15 protein-coding genes are annotated in these 21,908 nt (G+C 45.3%); 6 read left to right on the top strand and 9 right to left on the bottom strand.

The window, feature by feature from the left end; genetic code table 11:
• Positions 1-168 precede the first annotated feature (168 nt).
• The 3 genes from C942_RS10585 to C942_RS10575 form a co-directional block, all read right to left on the bottom strand.
• Complete coding sequence (locus C942_RS10585; protein WP_007465520.1) at positions 169-1,104, bottom strand: ornithine cyclodeaminase family protein; 936 nt, start codon at positions 1,102-1,104, stop codon at positions 169-171.
• 4 nt (positions 1,105-1,108) lie between these two features.
• Positions 1,109-2,107 carry a threonine/serine dehydratase gene (locus C942_RS10580; protein WP_007465518.1) on the bottom strand — a complete coding sequence of 333 codons (999 nt, stop codon included), beginning with the start codon at positions 2,105-2,107 and terminating at the stop codon, positions 1,109-1,111.
• Positions 2,108-2,277: 170 nt separating this feature from the next.
• Positions 2,278-3,198 carry a LysR family transcriptional regulator gene (locus C942_RS10575; RefSeq protein ID WP_036799621.1) on the bottom strand — a complete coding sequence of 307 codons (921 nt, stop codon included), beginning with the start codon at positions 3,196-3,198 and terminating at the stop codon, positions 2,278-2,280.
• Between the two features lie 329 nt (positions 3,199-3,527).
• On the opposite strand from C942_RS10575, the gene C942_RS10570 reads away from it, so the two are divergent.
• A complete protein-coding gene (locus C942_RS10570; RefSeq protein WP_007465514.1) occupies positions 3,528-3,779 on the top strand; it encodes a hypothetical protein in 252 nt (83 codons plus the stop codon).
• 115 nt (positions 3,780-3,894) lie between these two features.
• Here the strand turns inward: C942_RS10570 and C942_RS10565 are convergent, their stop codons facing one another.
• Positions 3,895-4,185 (bottom strand): putative quinol monooxygenase, encoded by a 291-nt coding sequence (locus C942_RS10565; RefSeq protein ID WP_007465511.1) that lies wholly within the window; start codon positions 4,183-4,185, stop codon positions 3,895-3,897.
• 427 nt (positions 4,186-4,612) lie between these two features.
• On the opposite strand from C942_RS10565, the gene C942_RS10560 reads away from it, so the two are divergent.
• A complete protein-coding gene (locus tag C942_RS10560) occupies positions 4,613-7,051 on the top strand; it encodes an Ig-like domain-containing protein (RefSeq protein WP_007465509.1) in 2,439 nt (812 codons plus the stop codon).
• Between the two features lie 113 nt (positions 7,052-7,164).
• Here the strand turns inward: C942_RS10560 and C942_RS24370 are convergent, their stop codons facing one another.
• Together C942_RS24370 and C942_RS10550 are read right to left on the bottom strand one after the other, a co-directional pair.
• On the bottom strand, positions 7,165-11,445 hold the full coding sequence (locus tag C942_RS24370) for a hypothetical protein (protein WP_007465507.1): 4,281 nt from the start codon (positions 11,443-11,445) through the stop codon (positions 7,165-7,167).
• Between the two features lie 478 nt (positions 11,446-11,923).
• Complete coding sequence (locus C942_RS10550) at positions 11,924-12,763, bottom strand: hypothetical protein (protein ID WP_007465505.1); 840 nt, start codon at positions 12,761-12,763, stop codon at positions 11,924-11,926.
• A gap of 543 nt (positions 12,764-13,306) precedes the next feature.
• Between C942_RS10550 and C942_RS10545 the strand changes: the two genes are divergently transcribed.
• Positions 13,307-13,912 carry a hypothetical protein gene (locus C942_RS10545; RefSeq protein WP_007465501.1) on the top strand — a complete coding sequence of 202 codons (606 nt, stop codon included), beginning with the start codon at positions 13,307-13,309 and terminating at the stop codon, positions 13,910-13,912.
• Between the two features lie 25 nt (positions 13,913-13,937).
• Here C942_RS10545 and C942_RS10540 read toward each other — a convergent pair whose 3' ends face one another.
• From C942_RS10540 to C942_RS10530, 3 genes are all read right to left on the bottom strand, one after another.
• A complete protein-coding gene (locus tag C942_RS10540) occupies positions 13,938-14,210 on the bottom strand; it encodes a hypothetical protein (protein ID WP_232428165.1) in 273 nt (90 codons plus the stop codon).
• Between the two features lie 143 nt (positions 14,211-14,353).
• Positions 14,354-15,472, bottom strand: coding sequence for a glycine cleavage system aminomethyltransferase GcvT (gcvT, locus tag C942_RS10535; RefSeq protein ID WP_036799615.1), 1,119 nt, complete (start codon positions 15,470-15,472; stop codon positions 14,354-14,356).
• 207 nt (positions 15,473-15,679) lie between these two features.
• Complete coding sequence (locus C942_RS10530) at positions 15,680-16,315, bottom strand: helix-turn-helix domain-containing protein (RefSeq protein WP_007465492.1); 636 nt, start codon at positions 16,313-16,315, stop codon at positions 15,680-15,682.
• Positions 16,316-16,892: 577 nt separating this feature from the next.
• On the opposite strand from C942_RS10530, the gene C942_RS10525 reads away from it, so the two are divergent.
• The 3 genes from C942_RS10525 to gcvP all read left to right on the top strand — a co-directional run bounded on the left by C942_RS10525 (position 16,893) and on the right by gcvP (position 21,744).
• A complete protein-coding gene (locus tag C942_RS10525; RefSeq protein ID WP_007465490.1) occupies positions 16,893-18,188 on the top strand; it encodes a serine hydroxymethyltransferase in 1,296 nt (431 codons plus the stop codon).
• Positions 18,189-18,343: 155 nt separating this feature from the next.
• A complete protein-coding gene (gcvH, locus tag C942_RS10520; protein WP_007465488.1) occupies positions 18,344-18,724 on the top strand; it encodes a glycine cleavage system protein GcvH in 381 nt (126 codons plus the stop codon).
• A 122-nt stretch (positions 18,725-18,846) separates the two neighbouring features.
• Positions 18,847-21,744, top strand: coding sequence for an aminomethyl-transferring glycine dehydrogenase (gcvP, locus tag C942_RS10515; protein ID WP_007465486.1), 2,898 nt, complete (start codon positions 18,847-18,849; stop codon positions 21,742-21,744).
• Positions 21,745-21,908: the final 164 nt, after the last annotated feature.

Below are 21,908 nucleotides of genomic sequence, written 5' to 3'. Positions count from 1 at the left end.
GAAATTTCTAGATTTGATGATATTGAGGAACTTCATAATCAAACGCAAAAAGGCGAACCAATGAGTTCGCCTTTTTAATCATCTATACCCCGCTAGTTATGCTTCTTACATCAGGGGGAAAGTACCCTGTAAGCCACAACAACTAAATCAGCCAGAATATTCTGATATTCACTGAACTGTTGAAGCCATTAAGCTTTGGTAGACCATTCCTGAAATCACAATATCTTGAACAGCTATACCGGTAAAATCAGCAACTGTCAGCCCATCAACGAAATCTGAAAGACCTGACAACAGGCTGCCAATCTCTTTTACTCTTGGCTTACTCCCGTCATCAATATATTGCAACTCACCATGATCCATACATTGCTCATAACTGTCGGCCATAATTAAATTCGCAACATCGAAAACATTTTCAAGCAACTCTCTTTTTCCGACAGTGTCACAACCAAAAGCATTGATGTGCGCATTGGGCTTCAACCAACGAGCGTCAATAAAAGGCGTGTTACTCGGTGTAACTGTAGTAATAATATCGGCAGCTCGACACAGTTGCTCCACACTACTTGCCTTTTCAACCTGAATATTGGCTTCGCGTAATTTTTCCTGAAGCTTTTCTACATTTTCAGGTGCCATATCATAAGCTATGACGCGATCTATCCCGACAGCCTGGCAGGTATGCAATGTTTGGAAGAACCCCTGAGTCCCGCAGCCAACCACCCCCATAATTTCAGCACCCGGTGAAAACTTCTGTGCGATCAGAGCTCCTGCCGCTGAAGTACGGTAAGTTGTCAGTAAACCTTCGTCCTGAAGAAGCGCAACAGGAAAACCGGTTTGCGTATTTATTATCATCATACATCCGGACGATGTGGGTAAACCGATCTCACTGTTGCTGTAACTACCTGCTGCAATTTTAATCGTTGCATAAGCAGAAGCTTTCATCAGGCCATATTTAATGTGGAGCTCGCCATGCGGTAAGGGCAAATGCCCGACGGGAGGAATAATACAGTCACCCTGAGAGTAGGCGATATATCCAGCCTCTAACTCAGTCATTAAATCATTGAGATGAGGCAAGCTTTGTTCTATCTCTGCATAGGTGAAAATTTTCATTGCTTCATCCCCTGATGTTCACTATTGAATTAAATTTATCTTCAGAGATATTTCCTCCGCACAGAAGCACCACTACATTCTTATTTTTATACTTTGAGGTATTTTTCAATAAACCAGCCAGTGCAACACCAGCGGCACCTTCAACTTTATAATGATGATGTTCGAAGACTGACTTCATCGCATCAGCGATTTCAGTTTCTGTCACTGTTGTAGTTGCGGAAATAACATCCTGACAAACAGAAAGAGTTATGGCCCCTTCTTCTATTCCGCCAGCAGTACCATCAGACAACGTTTCTTTTTCCGGAACTTCGATAATTCTCCCGGCCTTCATACATTCAAGCATCGCTGGTGCGTTTTCAGGCCAACAGCCAACAATGTCGACATTCTTATTAGCATCACAACCGCGGGTTTTCATCCAAGAGCCAATGCCACTAATCAAACCGCCACCGCCGACACTAATAAAAATGGCATCGACATCAGGTAGATCTTCGAGAATTTCAGGAGCCAGAGTTCCCTGCCCTGCCATAATGTTGAGATCATTATAAGGGCTGATATAAGTAAGCCCCTGCTCTTTAGCATCGGCGGCAGCCTGACGTTCTGCATTATCGCCAACCCCTGGCACCTTAATCAAAGTTGCACCACAGCTAAGAATTTTTTCTTCTTTAGCTGCGCTGATGGAAGTTGGTACATAGATAGTTACAGGAATACCCAAAGTCTTAGCAGCCATAGCCGTAGCTGCACCGTGATTCCCAGAACTGGCTGTAATCACACCTTTTACTTTGTCACTTTCACTCAGGTTTAACATCGCGCTGGTAGCGCCGCGAACTTTAAAACTGCCAGTGTTTTGCAGGTTTTCACACTTGAAATAAAGGTTACATCGGCATAATTCTGACAGAACTTTCGAGTACACCAGCGGTGTCTTAACAACTCCGTTGTCTGAATAAAATTGCTTTTCCTGTAATGCTGCTGTTCTTTGGGCAACGATAGATTTATCTATTTTCATGTGCTGTACCTTAATTACTCGCTGATAAAACCGAATTACTCAAGTTTATTCACCTGGTTAACTGGTTAAATATCAATTCGGCGATGTTAATATTGGCCAATTCATATGAATTAAGTTTTCATCAACACATTCAATGCACTCGAAGTCGCAGACAAGGTTCTCTGCTAAGACTACACGCCATAAGCCTTTTTCATTAAATCAACTAAGAGTTCAACTGCCAGATTCTTGTCATTCCTTCTGTATGCCAGCTGCAAATTGCAATAATAGGCAGTTTCATCAATGAGTAATGGTTTCATCAGCCCCGCTTTCACCCAATACTCAGCATAGTGTTCCGGTAGATAACCAACATAATTACCCGATAAAATCAGGGTTGCGATGCACTCGATATCACCTGTGAGGGACGCAGTCTTTAAGTAAGGAGATGGTGGCGGTGTCCAGTCCTGAGTGTAATCTCTTGCGGCATAGTTAGTTTCCTGTAGCCTATCCAATGTCAACTCATCATCCCGTAAAGAAAATAAAGGGTGATTCTTACCACAATACATCACCTGAAACTCATCAAAAATACTGAAATGGCTGATCGAATCAGGAGCTTTATACACAGGCATCACAGCCGCGTGGATTTGCTCTTCCTGAAGCATTTTAAGCAACTTTTTGGGATTGCTCTTGTGTAACTGTATATTGACTTCAGGTGCTTGCAGGCCAAATTCACCTATCACTTCCGGCAACTTAAAATGCTGACATGTCGCCAACACATCAACCATGCCAATGTGTAACTCTCCAACCAACTGACCTCGGCATTCAGCCACATCCGCTCGGAATGTCTCTACGGCTGAAAACAGTTTGCGGGCTGATGCATAAACCAACTCACCATGATCTGTCAGCTGGAAACCACCTCTTCCTCGCTGACACAAAGTCAGTTTTAGTCTCGATTCCAACTGCGACATGTAAGAGCTGATGGCTGGCTGATTAAGATTTAATTCATCTGAAGCGGCAGAAAAACCCCGATTGCGAACGACAGCCATAAAGACTCTCAATGAACGGATGTCTACGTTATCCAGGTTCGGTAACGGTGGAAATTTGTTCTCTTTCATGATTAGCCATCAAAAACATTTCATTTCCCATATGTTAGAATCAAAACATACATTTTTATATATTTTTAATCCGCACTATTTCATTCTGAGGCCATCATCACGGATGAGAAGATTAAAGAATTTGTGCTCTTTTAGAGCAGTCAAATCACTCACGGTTCCAATCATCTTGTATCAGCTGTAAAGTACCCAGATTCATTACCCTAAGGGCATGATGTCCACGGTAATAACTGCGATTTTATATACTTAAGACACCCACCTTTATCCAACATGTGATAATGCTTTGTGCTGTAATAAACAGGTGGGTTGCAGTAACAAGAAGTGAAAAACATATGAATTTTGATGACAAAGTAATTGATAGCCTTGATGAACTGGAAGCTTTCCTGCTGGCTGTTGAAAGTGGTGCGCTGGGACTGACAAACGTTGCAGGTGTTGCGATGGCAACCAGCAATGCCGATGGCCGCCCTTTTGTTGCAGTGCTGGATGATAAGCATCAACTGATTCTTGGCCGTTGGGTATCTCAGGATGTTTACGAGAACGGAAAAGATCTTGTGCGCTATGGACCGAAGAAGAACTTACACTAAGCATTACGTTCACAGCAGCTCTGCATAATTGAATCTGCCTAACAGGCACTTTTAATAGCAAACGCCACCAGTTTTTGCTGGTGGCGTTTTCTTTAAGCGATCAATGGAAATTTCTCTAACCAATTATTGTCATCTCATTCACAACAAATGAATCAACCGCACCTTCTGTTGCCGCCATATAGTCCTTCAAATGCTGTGCGTTCATATGGGCTTGCCATAACTCTCGAGATTCCCAGTTCTCATAAAACAAAAAGTGCGCTCGGTTTTCATTGTCTTGATGCAAATCATACTGCAGGCATCCCTCCTCAGCACGAGTGATATCTATCAGTTTTTCAAGTTCTGTTTTAACCAATTCTGCCTTGTCAGCCTTAGCGATAATATTTGCAACAATCGTCAATTTTGTCATTCAGTATCCCCTACCTTCTTACGGATTCATTTCAAATTACGTTGGAATAATAATAGAAGGCGATAGCACGACTACAAACCATCTAATCATTGAATCATTATCAAATAACTTTTGATAATCCGATAAATGCCTTTTAAATAAAGGCTCACACAGACTTCTACTTAACTTCTACTTCGCAACTTAATTTCAGAAAGCCCTCTCATCATATGCTTTATTTCACTCGCAAAAATCCAATCCGGTTTTCGTGTATTACCAGGTCCTTGTGATTGTCGCCGAAGGGTTTAAACAAGAATTTCGAAAACGCTCTCATTAATGTTCCCACCACTTAAAATTATCAGGCTCCAAATAAGTAACTAACTGAATTGTAGGAATCTATTAAAGAAAGCCTCCCCATTAATGTAATAATGAATTTTGATAAGGACATTTTATGCAAAAATCATTAATAACCTGCGCACTGATGCTGAGTTTCAGTGCTGTCGGACAAGCTCATGACATAGACTGCTCTCAACTCGAACAATCGCAAAAATGGAAAGAAATAAGCAACTGCGATAATAATATCGGGAATATACCTCCCAAAGTAACTCTTACCTCTCCTCTAAATAACACTCAATTCGTTGACTCCAATACTATTATCCTTTCGGCACATACCAACGATATTGATGGCTCGATAGAAAATGTGACGTTCTTGATTGATGATAAAATCGTGGGAACGCTGACTTCTGAGCCCTTTTCCCTTAAGTGGAGAGCTGAGAACGGAACCCATAAAGTAACAACAAAGGTTACCGACAATCAGGGTAGTACAAGCACAGATTCTGCCACTATTTCTGTTGTAAGAGCAACTGGAAACCAGCCACCAACTGTCAGCCTTGTTACTCCAGTACAGGAGTCTCAGTTAAGTTCTGGGCAAAAAGTTCTGATTTTGGCAAAAACCTCTGATCTAGATGGCGCTGTCAGCAAAGTCGATTTTTATCTTGATGATAAACTTATTGAATCCGACACTGAGACACCTTTCGAGTTAAACTGGCAAGTAACGGAAGGTACAAATAAATTTGTGGTTAAAGCTACCGATAATGAAGAGGCTTCAACAATCAGCGAAGCGATCTCCGTTACAGTTGCAGAACAAACATCGGGCACTGGCTGCGCCGGAATGCCTGTATACAAAGCAGGCAGTGCCTATAACGCCGGAGATATAGTTCAAAACCATAACCATAAATACCGATGTAATATTGCTGGCTGGTGTTCCTCCAAAGCAGCCTGGGCCTACGAACCGGGACAAGGGCAACATTGGACCGAAGCCTGGAGTGACCTTGGTGTTTGTGCCATTGTGCCTGAAGTCAAAATTACAGCTCCGACAGCCAACAGCCACCTCCTTGCCGGAAGTGATGTCAAAATAGAAGCCAACGCCGCAGACAGCGACGGCTCAATCGCTCAGGTTCAGTTCTTTGCCGGTAACTCAGCCCTTGGAACAGATACAACAGCACCATACTCTGCCAATTGGTTAGCCAACGGCACAGGCGACATAGCATTGAAAGCTGTTGCGACAGATAACGAAGGCAACAAGGGTGAAGCATCCGTGCTAGTTAGCTTAAGTGATCAAACGTTAGCTACCAGCCTGACATCACCAGCCAGCGGTACAACGGCCACCCTTGGTAAACCGTTCACTTTGGCTGCAACGGCATCCTCACTCACAAATGCAATTCAAAAAGTAGACTTTCTTGTTAACGGCAGCATTGTTGCGACTGATAACACCGCTCCATACAGCGTTAACTGGACTGCAGGCTCACCGGGCAGTTACACCGTCACCGCCATGGCGACAGATACTAAGGGTAATACCGCAATTTCATCCTCAGCATCGGTCAAAGTTACAGAGCATTTGCCTTCAAATACCAAACATCAACTGATTGGTTACTGGCACAACTTTGTTAATGGTGCTGGCTGTCCAATGAACTTACATGACATTTCTCCGGCATGGGATGTTATTGATATCGCTTTTGCAGAAAACGATCGTAACAGCAACGGAACCGTTCACTTCAACCTGTATTCCGGTGATATCTACAGTTCCTGTCCGGCGTTGGATCCTGCTCAGTTCAAGCAGGATATCCGTGCACTTCAGGCACAAGGCAAGAAAATTGTTTTGTCACTGGGCGGGGCCGAAGGCACTATCACCCTCAACACTGATGCGGATGAAGCTAATTTTGTATCCAGCCTGACTGATATCATCAAGGAATGGGGATTTGACGGCCTCGATATTGATCTGGAAAGCGGTTCTAACCTGCTTCACGGCACTCAAATTCAGGCTCGTCTGCCTCGCGCACTGAAGAAGATTGAAGCCAACACCGGCGGAAATATGTACCTGACTATGGCCCCGGAACATCCTTATGTTCAGGGCGGTATGATCGCTTACTCTGGAATTTGGGGCGCTTACATCCCGCTTATTGATGAACTGAGAGACACGCTAGATCTGCTTCATGTCCAGCTATATAACAACGGCGGGCTTGCAAACCCTTACATGCCGGGAGCTGCTCCTGAAGGTTCTGTCGATATGATGGTGGCTTCTGCGAAAATGTTGGTTGAAGGCTTTAAACTGGCTAACGGCACCATGTTCCAGCCATTGAGGGATGATCAGGTAGCCATTGGTCTACCATCAGGTCCAAGTTCAGCGAACTCAGGCCAGGCACCAATCCAGAATATCATTAATGCCCTGGATTGCCTGGCGGTCGGCACTAGCTGTGGCACGGTTGTTCCAACTAAGCTGTATCCAAACTTCGGAGGCGTCATGACATGGTCGATAAACTGGGATCAGCATGACGGTTATAACTTCTCCAAACCAGTGGGTGATAAGCTTAAAACGATGAACAGCAAGTAGCTCAGAAACAAGTACAGTCCGATAGGTGTTATACATAAGCGCTAATCGGATAAAAAAATCCCCCTGACAACACGCCAGTCGTCAGGGGGATAACTACATCAAAAGAACGGCTATTATTGTTTACTTATTTGCTTAAAGATAAGGCTCAGTATTTCTCCCTCACCTTCCTGCGGAGCTGGATTATCCCACTCACCGGATGTATCAATCCAGAATGACTTCACTGAGAAATATTCACCGTCAGTCTCAACAATCGACATAGTTTCTGTTGAGCCTACATATTCAGAATGAGTCATGTTCAGGATCAGGTGCCCTTCATTAATTTGCCAGTTGAAGGCGAACTCACCATCTTCGGCATCAATAAATGCCCCGGTATGATCCGGATTGAAACGCAGTTGCTCATCTTCAACATAGCTCGGTGTTTCACCTTCATTTGATTGCAGGAACATCAAAGACCAGGTAGAAGTTTTGTTCTGAGAGCCCACCAGCATATCTTCTGTAAATTGCAGCAACTTATCGTCTGTCTTAACCTGACACTGACTGACAGCGTCATAGAAGTCTGCAATGCGTTTGTACGCTGACGGCTGATCGTTAGCTTCGTCCCATGGTGTATTCCCTGTCTGGCATTCAGTTATCGGTTCCTCATATTCACGGAATACGAAACTCCAGATATCTCGTACCCATGCGCCATCTTCCTGATAGACATCATAAGTAACAAAGCTGCTTTGTTCGTCTGAGAACAATAAGTTTGCCAACAACATGTATTCATCCGGGTTAGTGCTGTCCCACAACTTCAGGTAACCTTCGGATGTTAATGCCCATGTACGTGTTGAACTGACACGGTTTTCACCGGCACGGAAGTAACTCAACGAGTTGTCTGCGTTAAACTTATACGCACGCGTATCACCATCAGCACGGACGCGGACAAACATGGTGTCAGCGATTTCAGCCGTATCTTCGCCGGTAATGACATGATGATCACCACATTGCTCTACAGCTGCGTTAAAGTCCTCTACTGTTGCGTCAGACTGCTTAACATCACAGCTACGCACGGTGTAATCCTCCGGACGCTGGTAAGTAAACCCTGACGATGAGATATCTTTAAGCACTTGTTCGTTTTCCGTCCAAACACTGTATGTCTTGAAGCTGATACGCGAATCATCACTACTCACATAGGCAAAGTAATCCAGATCACCATTACCGAAATCAACCACAACAATACCGTCTGAATTTATCGTCCACGTAAAGTCACCATCCGGATAACCATTGCGATAATACGTACCGGTTCCGTTTTCATTAAATACCCAATGACGCAACTCACCGCGGCTGTTCAGGCGATAATACTCAGCTCCACCAATAACAGACTGACTGGTTGCTTCAAATTCACATTGTGTAGCAGTTGTCAGGAAGTCGTCATAACTCGGGTTGCCAACTGGCACATCATTAACCTCATCCCACTGAGAGTCACCATCTGTACAGACGGTATACTCTTTCACGCCAATACCGAGCTCTTTCGCACGAAGGTTGGCCTGTTCCTGATTTAGATAGAATTCCCCGACCCAACTGGTCCAGCTCAATGCAGGAGTAGTACTGACTGTATTGATACCAATCACCATGCGTGAATATGCGTCATACCAGTTCCAAGGCTCATCCGTTGTCGGTATAGCAATTATCAGAGTACCGGCTCCGTCATCACTAGCCAGCCATCCCTGCTTGATGCCATTATCAACCAATGTGATGTCTATCAGCTGATAGCTACCATCATCATTACCGGTAAAGGCTGCATGATTTGTAATGAGGTGCCATGTGACAGGCTGCTGTGCTTCATCAATGCGGAACGATGAGGTCAGCAACTTACTGTCATAACTGCTCAATCCCGGTAATTCAATCGTAGTGATCTGCGATAAGTCGTGACCATTCTGCCTCAGGCTTTCGACTTTACCGGCAAGGTCCCCAACATTCTGGCTACCCCACTCGGCAAAGCGATGGCCCAGCCACATGCCGTTATCCAACTGCTGATAGATCTTATAATCTTGCCCGATATCATCTGTTACCGCGGTGAAGTTTTCACTTGGCTGATTAAAGTAAGAATCGGCTAAAGCGAAATGCGACCACTCAACACTTTCAGTGTTCTCTGTAACACTCACATCTTTCTTCTGTAGATGATACTGGTTGAATATCACACCATTGGGATTGGTTTCATCAGTCAATTTCACATGACGATTATCTACCTGATCTAATAGATAACGCTGACCAGACTGACTCACCATCTTCAGCCCATCAACCAGAGTCACTTCCCGGTTCACTTCATACCAGTAAGGGCCTAAAACATCATGCTTGCCTTGCACATAGTTAAAGTGAGCATATTCTTCGAAATCAACACCATGAGGATTAGGCCAAATCGGACGCTGATAAGCAAAAGTATAAGCCCCGGCTTCGCCAATAGTTAAACGGAAGCTGGCATTCGTTGTTCCATCAGCCTGCCAGTCACGACTCTCTTCAAACTGATTTTGAACATGATTAACTAGCGTATTGACGATACGGCAACTGTAATCAGCCGTATGACTTTCTGCATCAAAATCGAACTCGGAAATTGGATACTGTTCAACGACAGTAGTTACTGTGTCGGTTGTATCCAGAGTTTCAGAGTTAACTTGTGTGGCTTTGGTTTCAATGACGTACTGAATAACATCAATACCAGTCAGGTTTTTAGCATCAATTTGTGCTAACAGGTTGATGTTGTTAAATTCACGCGGATTTGGTCCGTTATCACCACCTTCAGCCTTAGCATTATCTTCATCGATATAACGCCAGAGGGTTTCACCTGTCTCGGTGCGGTTACCACGATCCAGTGACTTACCTTTGTATTGAGCGTTTCCATCCTGGTTATAATCAAAATCCCATGAAGTTTGACGATAGAACTCACCGGATGAATGTAAGACATCAACCGATACTTCTTTACCGAAATATTGATTGCCGTCTGCAATCTGATAAGTGACAGTTTGTGTGGTGCGGATATCGCCGTTATTTAGCGTTTCTACAACTGTGCTTGTGTCTGTTTTTAACTCACGGACATCATTCAGTAACTGAACCATCACGGGGCCAGAAAACTGCTTTGATGTTGTTACATCAGCCGCTGACTTTTCTGCGTCATCAGGGAACTGATCCGCCAGGTTGTCACCGTAACCATCGCCGTCAGCATCGGCCCATTCGTCACTGTTTCCGGGGAATTTGTCAACATGGTTATCGCCATAACCATCCTCATCACCGTCAGCCCATTCTGTCTTATCTTCCGGGAACTTATCGGCTAAGTTGTCGCCATAACCGTCTTCATCAGCATCGGCCCATTCATTGACATCATCAGGGAACTTGTCGTTATGATTATCACCATGCAGGTCCCCATCCTTATCTGCCCACTCCGTTTTATCTTCCGGGAACTTATCAGCTAAGTTATCACCGTAACCATCGCCATCAGCGTCTGCCCATTCCTCACTGTTGTCCGGGAACAGATCATCTTCGTTATCACCATGATTATCCCCGTCCTTATCAGCCCATTCGGTTTGATCATTCGGGAACTTATCAGCAACTTCATCACCATAGCCGTCGCCGTCAGTATCCCGCCACTCCTGAGCATTATTCGGGAACACATCATCCTGATCTTTTACCCCGTCATCGTCGTCATCGTCGTCATCGGTTGCTTTTGAGTAAACAGAACCATCAACGATAATGGTTTCTTCCTCCTGAAGATCTTTGATCACAGCCTTAGATGCATCGAAACTATCAAGCACATCCGTAGCTTCACCCTTAGCATTGTCCTCCATTTCATCGAGGGTTTTCGGCAACAACTCTGCTTTGACCATCGCAGATGCTTTATTCGCTACCGCTTTATTTTGGGTAAAATCACCCAATACCTCATCACTTTCTATACCCAGCTCATCAGCCAGCTCTTTTGAAGCCAGCTCTTTGGACTGATTGGCGGTTTTCATTTTGATATGAACAAGAGTGGAAAGTGGCGTAACATCAGTTTCACCGGCCGGTGCTGACATTACAAAACCGCCGGAAATAGGCTTATCCGGGCTATCTTCATCGACAGTCACACCGGCTTTAGCTTTCACTATAATCGGATAACTTTCCGGAGAAGCGATGCCGGTAACATCCAGTTCAACTTTACCGCCTTCACCAGTAACACCAGCAGGCTCATTACTGTCCTGCACGTAGTTTGGTGTTACATCAAGCCATACATCCGCTTTTCTCAAATATCCGTCAATCGCGGTTACACTCATTGACGCCTTAGGTTCTGGACTGGCCTGCGAGTTATTCGAGCTATCATCATCACAGGCTGTCATCAGTAGTAAGGTACCCAGCCCTACTGCCGTTGCGAGAGGATGCCGTTTCATAATACCGTTCCTTGTATCTCTTCTACGATTAAAGAACCTCAAGGTAACGGCGTCAGATAGATAAATACTTAACCTTCACTTAATACAAGAAGGCATTTCAACCCTATTCCGTCATACTGCACAGATACCTTAAGGAATAAATGATTAATACTTTTACGATGGTTATAGGATTTACTTACTCGGGCTTCATCACCCGAACGGGGGATAAGTATTTACTGACGGGAGAAATAAAGCGGTAACTTTGATCTGGAACATTAATTAATGTTCAGGCAAAAAAGAAATACAATACGCAGCACATATTTTATTGCATGGGGCTTATGCACTGGTAGCGATTATGTAAAATTAATTTGACTAGAAAATTGAGAGGCATTTCCCAGTAAACAAGCTATTTATTGCTATTTCGATAAAAGTTAGGGATAGGAAAACATATCCGATGTTGGCAAACTAATACAAATTAAGCGCAAACACCTAATTACCTCTATGATTGCCGGGTAAACAATACTACCCTGTTTCGCCGTTTCTGAAATGAAGGCTGCTTTCGTGACCATGCTGCCGGATGAGTGGTTTTAGCAATCAGTGTTCTCCCGTCGTATACCTTTTCAATCACAAACATAGTCAGGCCAGCTAAATCAATTGAACCCGACGCACCGATACACGGCTCTGTGATATTCTGACTGCTTTCCGCTATTGAAAGGCCGGTTTGCTGTTGCACCACGTCAATAAAGTGTTGTTCGAAGGTATTACGGTTACCGCTGCTGTATGCGCTTGAACCATTTTCGGTGTAAAAATCACCTACAGTACAGGCATTAATAACAAGCAAAGGCTCTATCGCGCTTAACCGTTGCTCCAAAAAGACTTTCCTGTCAGCCCACAAACGCAAGAAATTTTTCGTACGGTGTACACATGTATCTTTCACCCCGAGTGAACATTGCTCATGCAAGGCATTGATAACAATAACCGGATAGTTTCCATCTTCTAATGAAATCTGTTCTCTGAATAACAATCCCGCAAGATAGTCCCGGATATTCCGCCCTGTTGCACCATTAACCGGTCTTGCGTATACATGCTCACCAGTCAAAATATCGCGAACACCATGAACAATGAACTCTTCAATATGGGGGCTTTCCGTTACGACGACGATTGGCTTTTTAAAACGATCTTTAAACTTGTCATAAGCATCCAACCCTACAAAGCAGATGTCATAATTGGCAGTTTTACGCAGGTGGTATTGCCCGCCTCGCACCATGAGGACTGCAAGCACTTCATCTCTGCACACCTTTAAATCATGACTTTGTTCTGTAGTTGTATTGCCCGCCATCGTTCAACCCTGATATATAACTCAACGCATCTACTCTATCGTAAACCCTAAGACATACTCAACTGCACACTCACCCCAGAAAGCTCTAAGGTTGGCTCGTTCACCCACATACAAAAAGAGCACCTTCGGGTGCTTTTTTATTGTAACTCTACCACTCAACTTTCGAATGAAATTACGATACCGCAGCTGTATACAGCCCCACAGCTATTAAAATCGCCGCAATGGCTAACAGCACTTCAAACATCTTCTCAAACATAAACTATCCAACCATTGAAAAAATGGCGATTAAAAGTACTTTTAAGCACTTCAGCCACACTACATTTTGTATCTTACCTGTAATGGCTAAATCCAGGCTGAACAACAAAAAAAACATGTAAATTCATTACAAACATTCTGATTCATTTCTAATGATTAAAAGTACTTAAACCTCAGTTTCATAGATAACCACGCCGTAATTCCCAATACAGCTTTAAATAGCTTGATAAATTCGATGCCCGACTGATTAATTGAGCGTCATATTTCACTTATGATCTAAATATATTAATGGATTCACTGAAAAATTTATTTATCTCTGCTGTCATTACTATCAGCAGCTACAGCTATTCAATTGAAATAAATGACATTTTATTACCATTCAATGAGTACAGCGCTCTCAGGTTGCTGGCAAAGTCAAAAGTCAGCACCATTCAACTTCCGGCACTATTTAATTCAGACATCAACGATATTTATGGTGAAGATAAAAATAACAATCAATTCAGAGATGACTACGAGGCAATGCTTTTGTCGAATTATCAACACCCGGAATATGTCGCAATGGGATTATTATCAGCAAAACACTGGAAGCTTTTGTTAGATATCCACAATAATAATTTAACGATTACAGATAAAAAACATGCGAAGGCAATACTTGAACTAAGTCTTGAGATTAACCATTGCTATTATCATTTACAAAGAATAGACAAAGACCTCCACTCTCCTCTGTTGAGTTACTTCAATACCGAACAGAGGCTAACAGCCAAAAAAGACGCTGAACAAAAACTGTTTTCATTAATTGGCAAGCAACAGGAGTCACGGTCTCACGAACGCCTACCTTGTGAAGTTTTCAGCACCATGCTATCTGCAGAGCTGGACTCAGCAGTCAGCAGCTAATCAGCCATTCAAAAACATAATCTTTTTACTCAAGCTGACTGTCTTCATTATTGCCTTCCGGTATCAGTGCTCGTCCTGAACTGCTTTCCGTCACATCAGCCTGCGCCATCAACTCCTGCTCTTTTTTCTCCATTGTCCGGAACTGGGCTTCGCAGACACTTTCTGTCACTCTGTCTTCTCCGTAAGTGCTCAAACAACGATCCATGTATTCTTCATATGACATTAACAGTGTGTCCGAATGCGCCGATGCCATCACCATCAACCCTGCTCCTGCAAGGAGTAGCTTCACCTTCATCATTACTCACAACCTTCATACCGCTGTTTTTGACTTCTTTAAGTGAAGTTGATGACACAAAGCTCTGCCAGTTAAATAATGAGAAATAAAGAAAAGGGAGCCAACAGACTCCCTCATACAGCGTGTTTTTCTTAGTTTTAAAACAATTAACCGCGATAGTAATTCTGAGGAACAAACGGCATTTTTTCGACTGTCATTGGCAGCTTCTTACCACGCACTTCAGCAAAAATTTCTGTTCCCAACTGAGCAAGATCTGTTTTAACATATGCCATCGCGACAGGCACGCCTTTAGTCGGCCCAAACGTACCACTGGTCACAACACCGATTTCATTATCATCAGCATCGAACAGTTTACTGCCTTCACGGACTGGAGCTTTAGACTGGCCTACAAGGCCGACACGTTTTCGTGCCACATCTTTAGTTTTGATCTGCTCAAGAATAATTTCCGCACCAGGGAAACCTCCTGCACGCTCACCGTCAGCGCGGCGTGGCTTGCTGATTCCCCAAAGCAGGCTGGCTTCAACCGGTGTTGTAGTTGTATCAATATCATGCCCGTACAGGCACAAACCACATTCAAGGCGCAGTGAATCTCGGGCACCAAGGCCAATCCATTCAACCTCTTCCTGACCGAGCAACTCACGAGCCAGGGTATCAGCCTTACCTGCCGGCACGGAAATCTCATACCCATCTTCACCGGTATAGCCGGAACGGCTAACAAAGCATTCAACGCCCAGCAATTCATACTTACCGGCATCCATAAACACCATGTCACTGACAGCCGGATTCAGGCGAGCCAGCACTTCAGCTGCTTTCGGCCCCTGCAACGCAAGCAGTGCGCGATCTTCAATAAGCTCCAGCTCTACATCCTGCGGTAGGTGGGCTTTGATATGTGCAATATCTTGCTCTTTACAGGCTGCGTTAACCACAACAAACAGGTGTTCTCCGAAGTTAGTCACCATCAAATCATCAAGAATGCCGCCCTGCTCATTAGTAAAGAAGGCATAACGCTGCTTACCAGCGGGCAAATCGATAATATCTACCGGCACCAGCGCTTCTAATGCTTTTGCTGCGCTCTCACCGTGAAGACGAAGCTGACCCATATGGGATACATCAAACAGGCCGGCAGCCTCACGACAATGGATGTGTTCCTTACGCACACCCAATGCGTATTGAACGGGCATATCATAGCCGGCAAAAGGAACCATCTTTGCACCCATTTCAATGTGAAGTGCGTGCAGGGGTGTTACCAGTAGTTCTTGAGACATACGTATTACTCCATCAACCGCAGGCATGCGGCACAGTTTCCATTTAATGTTGCAGCCATGTTAAAAGCAGTTTCTTATAGTAAACAAAGTTTCTTTGTGAGCAAACTGCGTGACTTCACATAATTTTAGTAAAAAGGAAATTTGTACCCATGATTAAACCGACGAAAGAATAACTTGCCCTCAACAGCAAAGCATTGCCAGCTGATTCTATGATGCAGTAACCCAAAGAATATGGGCATCTTCATTGCTGACAGAAACCAGCATATGGCCCATGGTGGCATCGTAGTAAACCGAGTCCCCTTCTTTAAGGTTTACTGGTTCATAAAACTCAGAATAGAAAATGATTTCACCGAAAAGTACCAACAGGAACTCCTCGCCGTCATGGCGGATCCAATCAGAGTAATCTTCAAATCGGCGGGCACGTACCCGTGACTTGAACGGCATCATTTTCTTATTGGTCAGTTGCGTTGCCAGCAACTCATGTTCGTAGGTAGTCGTCGGATGCGGTTTACCTTCATCAATGCGGGTAATGTCCCGTCGACCAGTCGCGCGGATTTGTTTTGGCGGAGCAAACAGTTGAGGAATATCAATCTCTAACCCACCAGCAAGTTTCTGCATTGCCTGAAACGTCGGTGAGATTTGCTCATTTTCGATTTTTGATAGTGTGGAACGGGCCAAGCCGGTACGTTTACTGGCTTCTTCCAAGGTCAAGCCGTGAGCTACGCGAATTTCTTTCAGACGCTTACCGAGTTGCAAAGGCTCTATTTTTTCAGCTTTTTCGGCTTCACGCTCTCTTTCAACTGTCATAGACGGGTAGATATCAACTTGATGTTCGTCGCTCATTACACCTCTCCCTGATACATCAATCCCTTCATTCTGGCATAGCCGATAAGAAACTCAAAAGTCATACGAATCAAAAAGTATGACCCATACGTCATATTTAAAACAAAGTTTCCAAAAGGAAACTGCGTAATCCGTGAACAAGATTTAATCCGATTTAAACAGGAAAACAAATGTCTTATTCCTCTTTTTCTTCTTCCTCAGTAACACGAACAAATCCCCTTCGAGACCATACCCCACAGGGGCTTATTTACAATTTTAACTCAATATCAACACATGATCCGCCCGACAATTTGAACAAAAAACAGATCAATCAGCAGAAAACCCCATGACACAACGCAAACGTTTGCTTAAAATCATCGCGATTAAAATAGACAAGGATCCACTATTGGAAATTCGACGCTGATCGGCTATCAATAGAAAGGTATGTTACGCAGTTGTTAGTACAAAGCATCGAAGTGCACATATGCCCTGTGCTAAAACTGCTGAAAGCATCATTTATAACAAGCATAACAACAAAAGCGCATCACGCTGGAAAAAGGAAATCCCCCTCCCGGGGCGCGACTGAGGATAACGTGAAATGAAAGCTTCATACCAAAACCATGACCTTGAGATGTTTTTTTCAACCGATCTTGCTCAGATCGACGGAGCAGTCAACGCTGGCATCATGGCAGAGCTCAACCGCCAAAATCAGCAAATCGAACTAATTGCTTCCGAAAACATCGTATCTAAAGCGGTTATGCAAGCTCAGGGAACCTGCCTGACAAACAAATACGCCGAAGGCTATGCCGGTCGTCGTTACTATGGCGGCTGTGAGCATGTCGATGAGGTAGAAAAGATCGCCATCGCCCGAGCCAAACAGCTTTTCCAGTGTGAATATGTCAATGTTCAGCCACACTCCGGCGCCCAGGCAAACGGCGCGGTTATGCTTGCCCTGCTTCAGCCGGGCGACACCATTCTCGGCATGTCGCTCGATGCCGGAGGCCACCTGACTCACGGTGCCCGTCCTGCCCTTTCCGGTAAATGGTTCAATGCCGTCCAGTACGGGGTGGATAAAGATACCTGTGAAATCAACTACGATAACGTTCGTGAACTGGCTCTCGAAAGTCAGCCCAAAATGATCATTGCTGGTGGCTCTGCCATTCCACGCAAAATTGATTTTGCTAAATTCCGCGCCATTGCCGATGAAGTCGGCGCTTTCCTGATGGTCGATATGGCTCATATCGCCGGACTGATCGCCGCAGGCGAACACCCTAGCCCGATTCCTCATGCCCATGTTGTCACAACTACAACACACAAAACCTTGCGCGGACCACGTGGCGGCATGATCCTGACTAACCATGAAGACATTAATAAAAAGATTAATTCAGCGGTATTCCCCGGTCTGCAAGGCGGACCACTGATGCACGTTATCGCCGGTAAAGCAGTTGCCCTTGGCGAGGCGCTGGAACCGGAATTCAAGCTCTATATTAAAAACGTGATCAACAATGCGAAAGTGCTGGCCGAAGTCCTGCAAGCTCGAGGATGCGACATTGTAACCGGTGGTACAGACACACACCTGATGCTAGTCGATCTTCGCCCTAAGGGCCTGAAGGGTAATCAGGTTGAAGAAGCTCTGGAACGTGCAGGCATTACCTGCAACAAGAACGGCATCCCATTCGATCCTGAAAAACCAATGGTGACATCAGGTATTCGCCTCGGAACACCGGCTGGCACCAGCCGTGGTTTCGGTGCAGAAGAATTCAGACAAATCGGTGAATGGATTGGTGATGTCCTCGACGGACTGGCAGCCAATCCGGAAAACAACAGTGAGGTTGAAAAGCGTGTTAAGCAGCAGGTACAGAAACTTTGTGGCCGCTTCCCGCTTTATCACTAAATCAACAAGCCTTCACCGCCGCTGACACGGAAGCCCGTCGGCGGCTTTAAATAAAGGCAAAACCAATGTTTCATACCTATAAACATAAGCAGAGACAACCGGCTTAAAAAGAAAAACAATCAATATCAGCGAAAACACTGCGCAAGGAGTTAGAAATGGAAAATACATTGAAGTTCACTGAAAGTCACGAGTGGGTACGCGACAACGGTGATGGCACTATCACCATGGGGATTTCGGATCATGCTCAGGGCCTGCTTGGTGATGTTGTCTTCGTAGACCTTCCTGAAGTCGGTGATTCAACAGAAGCCGGCGAAACCTTCTCTCTGGTTGAGTCGGTAAAAGCAGCGTCTGATATCTACTCCCCTGTTACCGGTGAAATCGTTGAAGTTAACGAAGATTTGGAAGACAGCCCGGAGCTTGTAAACGAAGAACCATACGAAGGCGGCTGGATTGCTAAAATCAAGATTGCAGATATTGAAGAACTTGAAAAGCTAATCGACGGCGAGAAATACCTGGCGACCCTCGAAGAAGACTAATGAACTTCGGCTTTTAAGCACACAAATCTGCGCTTAAAAGCCGTTTTACGTTGTTATCGAAGAATTCTCTTTATTTACCTGATGCTCACAGGTAACAGGTAGTAACAGTTCAGGATAGAACCATGACCGACATGACTCTTCTAAATGCATTAAGTGACGATAAGGAATTTGCAGGTCGTCATAATGGCCCGGATTCAGCACAACAAAAAATCATGCTAGATACTATCGGCGTTGCAAGCGTTGACCAGTTGATTGAAGAAACTGTTCCTGCAGCAATTTGCCTGCCGGAACCAATGAAGCTTGACCAGCCACAAAGCGAAGCGGACATGCTGGCAGCCTTAAAAGCAATGGCCGCTAAGAACACCATCAACCGCAGCTACATCGGTCAGGGTTACTACAACACTTACACCCCAAACGTTATTCTGCGTAACGTTCTTGAAAACCCGGGCTGGTACACCGCCTACACCCCTTACCAGCCAGAGATCTCACAGGGCCGCCTGGAATCCCTGCTTAATTACCAGCAGATGATTATGGATATGACTGGCATGGAGCTGGCTAATGCCTCATTGCTTGATGAAGCCACTGCTGCCGCCGAAGCCATGACCCTGTGCCAGCGCGCAAGCAAAAACAAGAGCAAAGCCTTTTTTGTTTCTGATGAGCTGCACCCGCAAACCATCGATGTCGTCCGCACCCGAGCCGGATACATTGGCATTGAAATTATCAGCGGCTCTATCGACGAACTCGATAACCACGATGTATTCGGTGCTCTGGTACAGTACCCTGGTACCACAGGTAATATCCATGACCTGACTGACATCATCGAGCAAGCTCACAGCAAAAAGACCCTTGTGGCCGTTGCTTCCGATTTGCTAGCCCTTACCCTGCTGAAATCACCGGGAGGAATGGGCGCAGATGTTGTGATCGGCAGCGCCCAACGTTTCGGTGTGCCAATGGGCTTCGGTGGTCCTCACGCCGGATTTATGGCAACCAAAGACAAACACAAGCGCACCATGCCGGGCCGTGTTATCGGCGTATCAAAAGATGCCAAAGATAACCAGGCTCTTCGCATGGCGATGCAAACCCGTGAACAGCATATCCGCCGGGAAAAAGCGACGTCTAATATCTGTACCGCACAGGCATTACTGGCTAACATGGCAGCTTTCTATGCCTTATACCACGGTCCTGAAGGATTACGTAAAATCGGCCGTCGCGTTCACCACTTAACCGCGATTCTGGCGGCCGGACTTCGGGCCTCCGGCATTGAACTAACAAATGACAGCTTCTTCGACACTCTGACGCTAAATACCGGCAAGAAAACTGCCGATTTCTACATAAAGGCATTGAATGCTGGTATTAACCTGCGTAAATATCCAGCTTCAGGTGACCTTGGCGAACGTCTGGGTATCAGCCTGGATGAAACGACCAAAGTCGAGGATGTTGAAGCACTGCTTGGTCTGTTCAGCGACAACAACCTACAATCATCAATGTTTACCACTGATATCGCCAGTGATGAGTTTGCAGCTATTCCTGAAAACTGCCGACGCACCAGCGAATACCTCACTCATCCGGTGTTTAACCAGTACCACAGCGAAACGCAGATGATGCGTTATATGAAGAAACTGGAAAACAAAGACTACTCACTGACCCACGGCATGATCCCACTGGGCAGCTGTACCATGAAGCTGAATGCCGCCGCTGAGATGATCCCTGTCACCTGGCCGGAATTCGGGGCCCTCCACCCGTTCGCGCCTATCGAACAAGCAAAAGGTTATGTCGAAATGGCGGACAAACTTTCTGAAATGCTGTGCACTATCACCGGCTACGATGCCATGTCGCTACAGCCAAACTCCGGTGCTCAGGGGGAATATGCCGGACTAATTGCAATTCAGCGCTATCATGAAGCCCACGGTGATTCGCATCGTAATATCTGCCTGATCCCAAGCTCAGCCCACGGTACCAACCCGGCCTCAGCCGCGATGGTTTCAATGAAAGTTGTGGTTGTTGGTTGTGACGATCAGGGCAACATTGATATTGACGATCTGAAAGCCAAGATTGAAAAACACCGCGACAACCTGTCGTGCATCATGATCACCTACCCGTCGACACACGGCGTCTATGAAGAAGCCGTTCAGGAAGTTTGTGAACTGGTGCATGAAGCAGGCGGTCAGGTTTACCTCGACGGTGCCAACATGAACGCACAGGTCGGTTTAACCAGCCCGGGTTTCATCGGCTCTGACGTTTCACACCTGAACCTGCACAAAACCTTCTGTATCCCGCATGGTGGTGGCGGTCCGGGCATGGGGCCGATTGGCGTGAAATCTCACCTGGCTCCGTTCCTGCCGGGTCATGTTGAAAACACCGAAAGCGATCAGCCTCAGTACGCAGTATCAGCTGCTAACTTAGGGTCCGCTTCCATCCTGCCGATTTCGTATGCTTACATTGCGATGATGGGTGAAGAAGGTCTAACAGAAGCAACCAAGCTGGCTATTCTTAACGCTAACTACGTTATGGAGCGTCTGCGTCCGCACTACCCAGTGTTATACCGCGGCACACATGGACGTATCGCTCACGAGTGTATTATCGATATCCGACCGCTCAAGGATGCTTCAGGTATTTCTGAAGAAGATATTGCCAAACGCCTGATGGACTATGGTTTCCATGCGCCAACTATGTCGTTCCCGGTCGCCGGAACCTTAATGATTGAACCGACGGAATCAGAAGATCTGGCCGAACTGGATCGCTTCTGTAATGCAATGATTGCCATCCGCCACGAAATAGCCCGTGTCGAAAACGGAGAGTGGGATCTGAAAGATAACCCTCTGGTCAATGCCCCGCACACTCAGGCAGATCTGATGGAAGCAGAATGGAACCGCAGCTACAGTCGCGAACAGGGTTGCTTCCCGTCAGACCAAACGAAAGACGCTAAATACTGGCCAACCGTCAACCGTGTCGATAATGTATTCGGTGACCGTAACCTAGTTTGCTCCTGCCCTAGCATCGAGAACTATGTTGAGGATTAACAGAGTGTCTCCGAGTATTTAAAACTTAGACAAAGTAATAAAAAATAGACAAACTGAAGTTTGTCTATTTTTTGGTCTTCCTTCTGCTTGAAGTGAACCTACATCAAAAGAAACAGACTTGCCCATGGGCTACTTCCATTCCACTACAGCTCTCAGACCATAAA

It is taken from the genome of Photobacterium marinum (genome assembly GCF_000331515.1).
In the GTDB taxonomy this organism is placed as follows: Bacteria; Pseudomonadota; Gammaproteobacteria; order Enterobacterales; family Vibrionaceae; genus Photobacterium; species Photobacterium marinum.
This window is presented reverse-complemented; position numbering and strand designations above follow the sequence as displayed.

Bases quoted from the DNA above. Each gene is read 5' to 3' on its own strand.
- C942_RS10585 (WP_007465520.1), bottom strand. From the start codon at position 1,104: ATGAAAATTTTCACCTATGCAGAGATAGAACAAAGCTTGCCTCATCTC.
- C942_RS10580 (WP_007465518.1), bottom strand. From the start codon at position 2,107: ATGAAAATAGATAAATCTATCGTTGCCCAAAGAACAGCAGCATTACAG.
- C942_RS10575 (WP_036799621.1), bottom strand. From the start codon at position 3,198: ATGAAAGAGAACAAATTTCCACCGTTACCGAACCTGGATAACGTAGAC.
- C942_RS10570 (WP_007465514.1), top strand. From the start codon at position 3,528: ATGAATTTTGATGACAAAGTAATTGATAGCCTTGATGAACTGGAAGCT.
- C942_RS10565 (WP_007465511.1), bottom strand. From the start codon at position 4,185: ATGACAAAATTGACGATTGTTGCAAATATTATCGCTAAGGCTGACAAG.
- C942_RS10560 (WP_007465509.1), top strand. From the start codon at position 4,613: ATGCAAAAATCATTAATAACCTGCGCACTGATGCTGAGTTTCAGTGCT.
- C942_RS24370 (WP_007465507.1), bottom strand. From the start codon at position 11,445: ATGAAACGGCATCCTCTCGCAACGGCAGTAGGGCTGGGTACCTTACTA.
- C942_RS10550 (WP_007465505.1), bottom strand. From the start codon at position 12,763: ATGGCGGGCAATACAACTACAGAACAAAGTCATGATTTAAAGGTGTGC.
- C942_RS10545 (WP_007465501.1), top strand. From the start codon at position 13,307: ATGGATTCACTGAAAAATTTATTTATCTCTGCTGTCATTACTATCAGC.
- C942_RS10540 (WP_232428165.1), bottom strand. From the start codon at position 14,210: ATGATGAAGGTGAAGCTACTCCTTGCAGGAGCAGGGTTGATGGTGATG.
- gcvT (WP_036799615.1), bottom strand. From the start codon at position 15,472: ATGTCTCAAGAACTACTGGTAACACCCCTGCACGCACTTCACATTGAA.
- C942_RS10530 (WP_007465492.1), bottom strand. From the start codon at position 16,315: ATGAGCGACGAACATCAAGTTGATATCTACCCGTCTATGACAGTTGAA.
- C942_RS10525 (WP_007465490.1), top strand. From the start codon at position 16,893: ATGAAAGCTTCATACCAAAACCATGACCTTGAGATGTTTTTTTCAACC.
- gcvH (WP_007465488.1), top strand. From the start codon at position 18,344: ATGGAAAATACATTGAAGTTCACTGAAAGTCACGAGTGGGTACGCGAC.
- gcvP (WP_007465486.1), top strand. From the start codon at position 18,847: ATGACCGACATGACTCTTCTAAATGCATTAAGTGACGATAAGGAATTT.